The organism is Streptomyces sp. HSW2009 (genome assembly GCF_040240285.1).
Taxonomy (GTDB): Bacteria; Actinomycetota; Actinomycetes; order Streptomycetales; family Streptomycetaceae; genus Streptomyces.
On sequence record NZ_JBEHZD010000378.1, the window covers coordinates 1 to 7,995 of the forward strand.

The 7,995-nt window shown below is 74.2% G+C and carries 6 protein-coding genes; 5 read left to right on the forward strand and 1 reads right to left on the reverse strand.

Annotated features, from left to right (window positions below; genetic code table 11):
- On the reverse strand, window positions 1-1,443 hold a 1,443-nt coding region (locus AAHZ94_RS23810; protein ID WP_349995070.1), incomplete at its 3' end, for a serine protease.
- A gap of 132 nt (window positions 1,444-1,575) precedes the next feature.
- Here AAHZ94_RS23810 and AAHZ94_RS23815 point away from each other — a divergent pair.
- The 5 genes from AAHZ94_RS23815 to AAHZ94_RS23835 all read left to right on the forward strand — a co-directional run bounded on the left by AAHZ94_RS23815 (window position 1,576) and on the right by AAHZ94_RS23835 (window position 7,684).
- Entirely contained in the window at window positions 1,576-2,505 is a 930-nt protein-coding gene (locus AAHZ94_RS23815; RefSeq protein WP_349995072.1) for an RNA polymerase sigma factor, read from the forward strand.
- On the forward strand, window positions 2,502-3,593 hold the full coding sequence (locus tag AAHZ94_RS23820; RefSeq protein ID WP_349995073.1) for a CU044_5270 family protein: 1,092 nt from the start codon (window positions 2,502-2,504) through the stop codon (window positions 3,591-3,593). The genes AAHZ94_RS23815 and AAHZ94_RS23820 overlap by 4 nt, the downstream gene beginning before the upstream one ends.
- Window positions 3,594-3,853: 260 nt before the next feature.
- Window positions 3,854-4,393, forward strand: coding sequence for an orotate phosphoribosyltransferase (gene pyrE / locus AAHZ94_RS23825; RefSeq protein ID WP_349995075.1), 540 nt, complete (start codon window positions 3,854-3,856; stop codon window positions 4,391-4,393).
- A 208-nt stretch (window positions 4,394-4,601) separates the two neighbouring features.
- Window positions 4,602-5,624, forward strand: a complete 1,023-nt coding sequence (gene fbaA / locus AAHZ94_RS23830) for a class II fructose-bisphosphate aldolase (RefSeq protein ID WP_349995077.1) — start codon at window positions 4,602-4,604, stop codon at window positions 5,622-5,624.
- 557 nt (window positions 5,625-6,181) lie between these two features.
- Window positions 6,182-7,684: an MFS transporter gene (locus AAHZ94_RS23835; RefSeq protein ID WP_349995079.1), complete on the forward strand. Its 1,503-nt coding sequence runs from the start codon at window positions 6,182-6,184 to the stop codon at window positions 7,682-7,684.
- Window positions 7,685-7,995 lie beyond the last annotated feature (311 nt).

A 7,995-nucleotide genomic window follows, 5' to 3' on the forward strand; every position in this document is an offset into this window, starting at 1 on the left:
GTACGCGACGTCGAGCGCGCGGGCGTGGCCGCGCGCGGGGCCCTGCACGGAGACCGGGACGCGCAGCGCCTTGCCGGCCGGGGCGGTGCCGTCCAGGCCGAGCGCCGGCGCGAACCGCACCACGCTCACCGGCAGCTTGGCCGCGGCGGCGGTCCGCTGCGAGGCGAAGGTCCAGGAGGCGGTCACGGTGGTGGCGGCGCCGCGCTGCCCGGTGCGCCGCACAGTGGCCGTGACCCGGTAGTTCGCCCGCCCGGTCGGCACGTCGAAGGTGGCCTTGCCGGGCTCGCCGGTCACCGTCTTCACCTTCTGCCCGTTGCGGTACAGGGTGGTCGACGCCGTGTCGTACGGCTGGTCGAAGGGCTGGTGGCCGTCGCCGTCGGCGAGCAGCGGTACGTCGACGGCGATGCGGTTGCCGGTGCGGGTGACGCCGGGGGAGCCGTCGAGCTTCGGGCCGAAGACGCCGTTGTCGAAGGTGTGCGTGAAGGAGCGGCCCAGGCGCGGGGAGACGTTCCTGACCTCGTACCAGGACGAGGGGCCCTCTTCCTCGGTGCGCGGGTTGGTGTAGCCGATGTTGTACTTCCCGCGCTGCGGGCTGAAGAGGAAGCTGACGGTGCCGGGGGCGGGCATCGCGGCGACGTAGGAGCCGGCGGTGTCGCGGGTGCTCGGCGTGACGTCGAGCACGGCCATGCCGTCGCTGCCGGGGTGGGCCGCGCCGCGGAACTTCACCTCGGCCAGGTCCTTGTCGGCCGGGTGCCGGACCAGGCCGGTCAGCGCGCGGTCGCCGGTGCTGGCGTCGCCGAGCGCGTAGCGGTGCTGCTTGCCGTGCCAGTACACGTCGTACCAGCGCTGGACCGAACCGGCCTCGGCCGCTGGGCCGCGGTGCGCCACGCGCAGCGTCGGGGTGGCGACGATCACATTGGCGTAGCGGGTGGCGCCGTCGTGCTTGGCCGCGACGAACATCGTGCCGCTGACGTGCTGGGCCGAGTCGTCCTGGGGCCGCACGTCGACCGGCTTGGTGGTGCGCGAGTCGATCGTCAGGGAGGTGTCGCGGTCCAGGTCGAGCCGCGGCTGCACCACCCAGTCGGTGCCCTCTTCATTGGTCTTGCCGTTCAGCATGGAGGAGAGCAGGTAGCGGCCCTTCGGCAGCCGTACGGTGGTGGTGCCCGAGGTGTCGGTGGGGCCCAGGACCTCGGTCTTCCCCTCCCCGGCGAACTCGGTGATCTGGGTCTTGTACCGCGGCGCGACCTGCCCGTCGCGGCCGAGGTGGTGGATGGTGAGCGTGTACGTCGGCGTGGCCGCCGCTGCGGTGCCGGGGCCGGAGTGCGGGCCGCCGGTGGCCGAGGCGTTCCAGGTGGGCAGGGTGCTGCCGACGACGGCGACGGCCACGGCGAGGGCGCGCAGGGCGGTCCGGCGCGGCGGCCGGGACGACGAGGAAGTAGTCATGATCAGCACTGCGCGTTGGCGCACCACAGTTCCCGTGACCTGCGTCACTCGCCCCCGGGCAGGGTGGGGGGTGTGGCGCAGGTCACCGGAACCCGGGCGTTGCGGAGGGCAGTGCTCCATGTGGAATCACTCATGAGAAACCGCTTCCGAAGCGGAGACCGCGACGCCCTGGGGGAGCTGTACGACGAGCACGCCCAGGTGCTCTACCGGTACGCGCTGCGCGTCACCGGCGATTGGGCGGAGGCCGAGGACGTCGTGTCCGCGACCTTCCTTGAGGCGTGGCGCGGCCGGGAGAAGCTGCGGCCGGGCGAGGAGAACCTGCGCCCGTGGCTGCTCGGCATCGCGACCAACATCATGCGGCGCAACGCCAGGGCCCGCCGCCGGCGGGACGTGGCGCTGGCCCGCGTGCCGGAGCGCGGCTCGGTCCCCGACTTCGTCGACGACCTGGTCACGCACCTCGCGGACACCGAGCAACTGCGGGTGGCCCGCGCCGCACTGGCCCGGCTGCGCCGCCGTGACCGCGAGGTCTTCACGCTGGTGGTCTGGGCCGGCCTGGACTACGCGGCGGCTGCCGAGGTGCTGGGCGTGCCGGTCGGCACCGTCAGGTCGCGGCTGTCCCGGGCCCGCGGCCGGCTGCGCGAACTCGCCACCGCGGAGACCAGGGCCGGCCGGGGCGCGTCTCCGGCGGCGACGGCGACCGGCTCGGCGGGCCCCGCTGGCCCGACTGGTCCCGCTGGCCTCGCCGGCCCCGCCGGATCGACCGGCCCGGCTGGTCCTGCGCGCCCCACCGGCCCCACTGGCCCTACTCGCCCCACCGGCCCGGGAGCCCCGCCGGCCGCCAGGTCCGGGCCCGCCGGGTCAGGCCCCGCCGCGGCCTCGTCCGCCGGCCGGCCCGCGCCCGCCGGATATGCCCCGCAGTCGCCGGCCGCCGCGCGCCCCGTGACCGCATGGCCGACGCTCACCGCCGGCCCCGGCTCCCCGGCCGGCCCCGGCCGCACCCCCGACACCACCCTGCCCGGCCGCTTCTCCGCGGCCCCGCTCACCCAGGAGAACCTCGGATGAACCTCGCCCCGCGGCGCAGCCCGTCGAACGCGACCGAGCAGACCGAGCGCCAGGCGCTGACCGAACTGCTGCCCCCGCCGAACGTCCCCGACCTCCACCCCGAGCGCGAGCAACTGCTCAAGCACACCGTGCTGCGGGAGGCCGCGCTCGCCGAACCGACGCCGAGCCGCAGCGCCCGCGCCGCCCGTACGCCGCGCCAGCGCCGACTGCTGGTACGGGTGCTGGCGCCGGCCCTGGCCTGCTCCGTCGTCGCCGGCGGCGTGCTGGCGGCCAACCTCATGACCGACTCCGAGCCGAGCACCACCGCGACCCCGGCCCCGGCCCCGGTCCAGGCGGCGCCGGCCACCCAGCTCCTGAACCGCGTCGCCCTCGCCGCCGCCGAGGGCGAGCAGCCGCAGGTCAAGGGCGACCAGTTCGTGTACGTGGAGAGCAAGGTGGCCTACGCCGGGCAGAGCGCCGACGGCGGCGCCGTGACCCTGCCGGCCGCCCACCGCCGGCAGGTGTGGCTGTCCGCCGACGGCAGCCGTACGGGCCTGCTGCGCGAGGCGGGCAAGCCCGACAGCCAGCTCGGCGCCGACGCGCCGGTGTACACGATCGAGCGCCCCGGGGCCACGCCGAAGCCCAGCGCCTCCGGGTCCGGGCCCTCGATCAGCAACCCCACCCATACGTACGTCGCTGGGCTGCCCACCGACCCCGATGCGCTGCTCGACCTGATCCGCAAGGCGAGCCACGGCCAGGGGCAGAGCGCTGACCAGCGGGCCTTCACCGCCATCGGCGACCTGCTGATGGAGACCTGGGCGCCGCCGAAGGTCAGCGCCGCGCTCTACCGGGCCGCGGCGAAGATCCCCGGGGTCACCGTGGTGCAGTCGGCGCAGGACGCGGCCGGCCGGGAGGGCGTGGCCGTGGCCCGTACGACACACGGCCAGCAGACCCAGTGGATCTTCGACCGGGACAGCCACGCGTTCCTCGGCGAGCGCACGGTGCTGACCGAGGCCGGCGACGCGGGCCCGGCCGGCACCGTCGTCGGCAGCTCCGCGATCCTCACCAAGGCCGCCGTCGACCGGGCGGGCGCAGCACCCCGCCGCTGACCCGTTCGGGGGCGCACCCGGGGGCCGTACGAAGGAGACGCCCCCGGGGCCGGCCGCCGGGGCTCGTACGGGGGCGGGCCGGAGCACAGCCGCCAGGCTCGTACGACATGCGTGCCCGCGGTCGGTCACCAGGCTCGTACGACATGCGCACCCGCGGCCAGCCGCCAGGCTCGTACAGCAGGCGTACTCGAAGGCCCGTCACCTGCGCCCGTACGGGGCGTGCACGGGCCCGGGCCCGGGGCCCGGCTAACCTCGTGCACATGAGCGACGTGCGTGATGCCCTCCTGGAGCAGATCAAGAACAAGGCCGTGGTGCACGGCAAGGTGACCCTTTCGTCCGGTCTTGAGGCCGATTTCTACATCGACCTGCGCCGGATCACCCTGGATGGCGAGGCTGCACCGCTGGCCGGTCAGGTCATGCTCGACCTGACCGCCGACCTGGAGTACGACGCCGTCGGCGGGCTGACGCTCGGCGCCGATCCGGTCGCGACGTCGATGATGCACGCCGCCGCCGCGCGGGGCCGTCGGCTCGACTCCTTCGTGGTCCGCAAGGCCAACAAGGCGCACGGCCTCCAGCGCCGCATCGAGGGCCCGGACATCAAGGGCCGCCGGGTGCTGATCGTGGAGGACACCTCGACGACGGGCGGTTCGCCGCTGACGGCGGTCGAGGCGGCGCGCGAGGCGGGTGCCGACGTGGTGGCCGTGGCGGTCATCGTGGAGCGCGGCGCCGCGCCCGCGATCGAGGCCGCGGGACTGCCGTACTACCAGGCGTACGGACTTGCCGACCTTGACCTCGGCTGACCGTAAACGATCACTTGACCTGCGGTTTTCTTAACGGTGGGGGCTGTTTCACGTGAAACAGCCCCCACCGTTCACGCATCTCGGTGGGGCCGGGTCGCACGCCGTGTGGGGGAGCCGCACGCGTCTGGAAGGATGGGGGGCGACGATGACGTCGCCCCCTAGGTCAGGGCCTCACTACGCAATCCGGCACTTCACAAGGAGCGGACCCATGCCCATCGCAACCCCCGAGGTCTACAACGAGATGCTCGACCGGGCGAAGGCAGGCAAGTTCGCCTACCCGGCAATCAATGTGACCTCGACGCAGACTCTGCACGCGGCGCTGCGTGGCTTTGCCGAGGCCGAGAGCGACGGCATCATCCAGGTCTCCACCGGCGGTGCGGAGTTCCTGGGTGGTCAGTACAGCAAGGACATGGTCTCCGGCGCGGTGGCGCTGGCCGAGTTCGCGCACGTGGTGGCCAAGAAGTACCCGGTCAACATCGCGCTGCACACCGACCACTGCCCCAAGGACAAGCTCGACGGCTTCGTCCGCCCGCTGATCGCCCTCTCCCAGGAGCGGGTGGCCGCCGGCCAGAACCCGCTCTTCCAGTCCCACATGTGGGACGGTTCGGCCGAGAAGCTCGACGACAACCTGGCCATCGCCAAGGAGCTGCTCGCCGAGGCCGTCAAGGCGAAGATCATCCTTGAGGTCGAGATCACCCCGACCGGCGGCGAGGAGGACGGCGTCTCGCACGAGATCAACGACGAGCTGTACACCTCCGTCGCCGACGTGGAGAAGACCGCCGAGGCGCTGGGCCTGGGCGAGAACGGCCGCTACCTGCTGGCCGCCTCGTTCGGCAACGTGCACGGCGTCTACAAGCCGGGCAACGTCGTCCTCCGCCCCGAGCTGCTCCGCGACCTCCAGGACGGCCTGGCCGCCAGCTCCGGCAAGGCCGACCCGTTCGACTTCGTCTTCCACGGCGGCTCCGGCTCGACCGAGGACGAGATCCGCGTCGCGCTGGGCAACGGCGTCGTCAAGATGAACCTCGACACCGACACCCAGTACGCCTTCACCCGCCCGATCGTGGACCACGCGTTCCGCAACTACGACGGCGTCCTGAAGGTCGACGGCGAGGTCGGCAACAAGAAGGTCTACGACCCGCGGAGCTGGGGCAAGCTCGCCGAGGCCGGCATGGCCGCCCGCGTCACCAAGGCGTGCGCCGACCTGCGCGCCACCGGCACGAAGCTGAAGTAGTTCGGAGCGGTCCGGGGCGGCCGGGGTTGGTCCGGAGCGCTCCGGACCGGCCCGGCAGTCCGGACCGGCCCGGGTCTGCCCGGGTCGGCCCGTACGTCGGGCGGGTCGCGGCACTGCCCCCGCGATCTGCTCGACGGCCCGCGCCGGCCCTGCCTCCGGCGCCGCGTCAGCGGCACCACGCCCGAAAGCCCGCCACCTCCCGCACGGCCCGTCCGTGCGCGCCGGTGGCGGGCTTTTCGGCGTACGGGGCGGGGTGTACGGGTGCGGGGTGGCCCGGGCGGTCCCAGCGGGGTTTCGGGTGGCCCGGTGGCGTCGAGGCGCGGAGGATCGAAGACATGACGGATCGCCCGGACCCCGTCGACCCGGAGCACGCGCCGGTCCCACCGGCCGACCGGGTGGACGCGGCTGCGGATACGCATATGGCTGCGGATACGGCTGCGGCCCCGGCCGGCGACGGGGCAGCGAGGCCCGCCGGCGACGGGGCGGACGGCGGCGGGCCGGGCGGGAGTGCCGGGAGTGCCGGGGGAGTCGCCGGTGAGTCCGCCGGGAGCGTGCGGATGGGCACGACCACCGGGCGGCTGGTGCTGCTGACCACCGTGCTCGGCTCCGCGATGGCGCTGCTCGACAGCACCGTGGTCAATGTCGCGCTGCCCAAGATCGGCGAGGATCTCGGCGCTGACCTGGGCGGACTCCAGTGGACCGTCAATGCGTACATGCTCACCCTGGCCGCGCTGATCCTGCTCGGCGGGGCGCTGGGCGACCGGTTCGGGCGGCGCCGGGTGTTCGTGATCGGCGTGGTCTGGTTCGCGGTGGCCTCGCTGCTGTGCGGGCTCGCGCCGAACGCGGCGGTGCTGATCGGCGCGCGGGCCCTGCAAGGCGTCGGCGGGGCACTGCTCACGCCGGGATCGCTGGCGCTCATCCAGTCCGCGTTCTGGCCCGAACACCGGGCCCGTGCGGTCGGCGCCTGGTCGGGCCTCGGCGGCGTGGGCGCGGCGGTCGGCCCGTTCCTGGGCGGCTGGCTGGTGGACGGCCCCGGCTGGCGCTGGGTGTTCCTGCTCAACGTGCCGCTGGCCGCGGTCTGCGTGCCCGTGGCGCTGCGGTACGTGCCGGAGTCGCGGGACCCGCAGGCCGGCGGCCGGTTCGACGTGGCAGGCGCCGTGCTCGGCGCGGTGGCGCTCGGCGCCGTCACGTACGCCCTGATCGCGGCCCCGGACGCGGGCGCCTCGCCGCTGGTGATCGGCGCGGCCGTGGGCGGGCTGCTGGTCGCCGGCGCCTTCTGCTACCTGGAGCTGCACCGGGCGCACCCGATGCTGCCGCCCGACCTGTTCGCCAGCCGCCAGTTCACCGCGATCAACCTGGTGACGCTGTGCGTGTACGCGGCCTTCGGCGGCTTCTTCTTCCTGTCGGTGGTGCAGCTCCAGGTGGTGGCGGGCTACTCGGCGCTCGCGGCCGGGGCCGCGCTGCTGCCGACGACGGTGCTGATGCTGCTGTTCTCGGCCCGCTCCGGCGAACTGGCCCAGCGCACCGGACCCAGACTGCCGCTCACCATCGGGCCACTCCTCTGCGCGGCCGGCATGCTGCTGATGCTGCGGGTGCACGCCGATCCGGTGTACTGGCGCGACGTGCTGCCCGCGCTCATGGTGCTCGGCGCGGGCATGGTGACGCTGGTCGCGCCGCTCACGGCCACCGTGCTCGCCTCGGTCGACGTCGGCCGGGCCGGCCTGGCCAGCGGCATCAACAACGCGGCGGCCCGGGCCGCGGGCCTGATCGCGGTGGCCGCGCTGCCGCTGCTCGCCGGCATGGGCCCGGACGCGTACCGCTCGGCCGGCGCGTTCGACGACGCCTTCCGGCTGGCGATGCTCTGGTGCGCCGGCGTGCTGCTGCTCGGCTCGGTCCTGGCCTGGGCCACGGTCCGCAGCGACTCCCTGGCCCACCCGCCGAACGACCCACAGGCCGAACCCAGCCACCCCGAATGCGCCCACCACTGCGGCCTCACGGCGCCCCCACTGGACCCGGGCGAACCCCCGGGGCCGCCGGACCGACCAGCCCCGTCGACCTGACCGGCCCGCCGGGCCCCGCTGAGCCCGCCGGGCCCCGCTGAGCCCGCCGAGCCCCGCTGAGCCCGCCGAGCTCCACCTGGGCCGCTTCCCCAGCCACCCTGGGCCACTTCCCCCCCTGGACCACTAGGCGGGCAAATGCGGCCATACCTCCGCACCCCGCGGCCGTGCCCGGCGGACCCCCGTCACCAGGGCCGATGCGGAGCCCCGTCACCAGGACGGACGCGGGGGGGGGGCGCCGGGGCCCGCGGCCCCCCCGCACTCGGAAGAGCAGGATTACTAAGAAATAAATATAAAATAAATCCGTCCCGGAA

Bases quoted from the DNA above. Each gene is read 5' to 3' on its own strand.
- pyrE (WP_349995075.1), top strand. From the start codon at position 3,854: ATGAGCGACGTGCGTGATGCCCTCCTGGAGCAGATCAAGAACAAGGCC.
- AAHZ94_RS23835 (WP_349995079.1), top strand. From the start codon at position 6,182: ATGGGCACGACCACCGGGCGGCTGGTGCTGCTGACCACCGTGCTCGGC.
- fbaA (WP_349995077.1), top strand. From the start codon at position 4,602: ATGCCCATCGCAACCCCCGAGGTCTACAACGAGATGCTCGACCGGGCG.
- AAHZ94_RS23815 (WP_349995072.1), top strand. From the start codon at position 1,576: ATGAGAAACCGCTTCCGAAGCGGAGACCGCGACGCCCTGGGGGAGCTG.
- AAHZ94_RS23820 (WP_349995073.1), top strand. From the start codon at position 2,502: ATGAACCTCGCCCCGCGGCGCAGCCCGTCGAACGCGACCGAGCAGACC.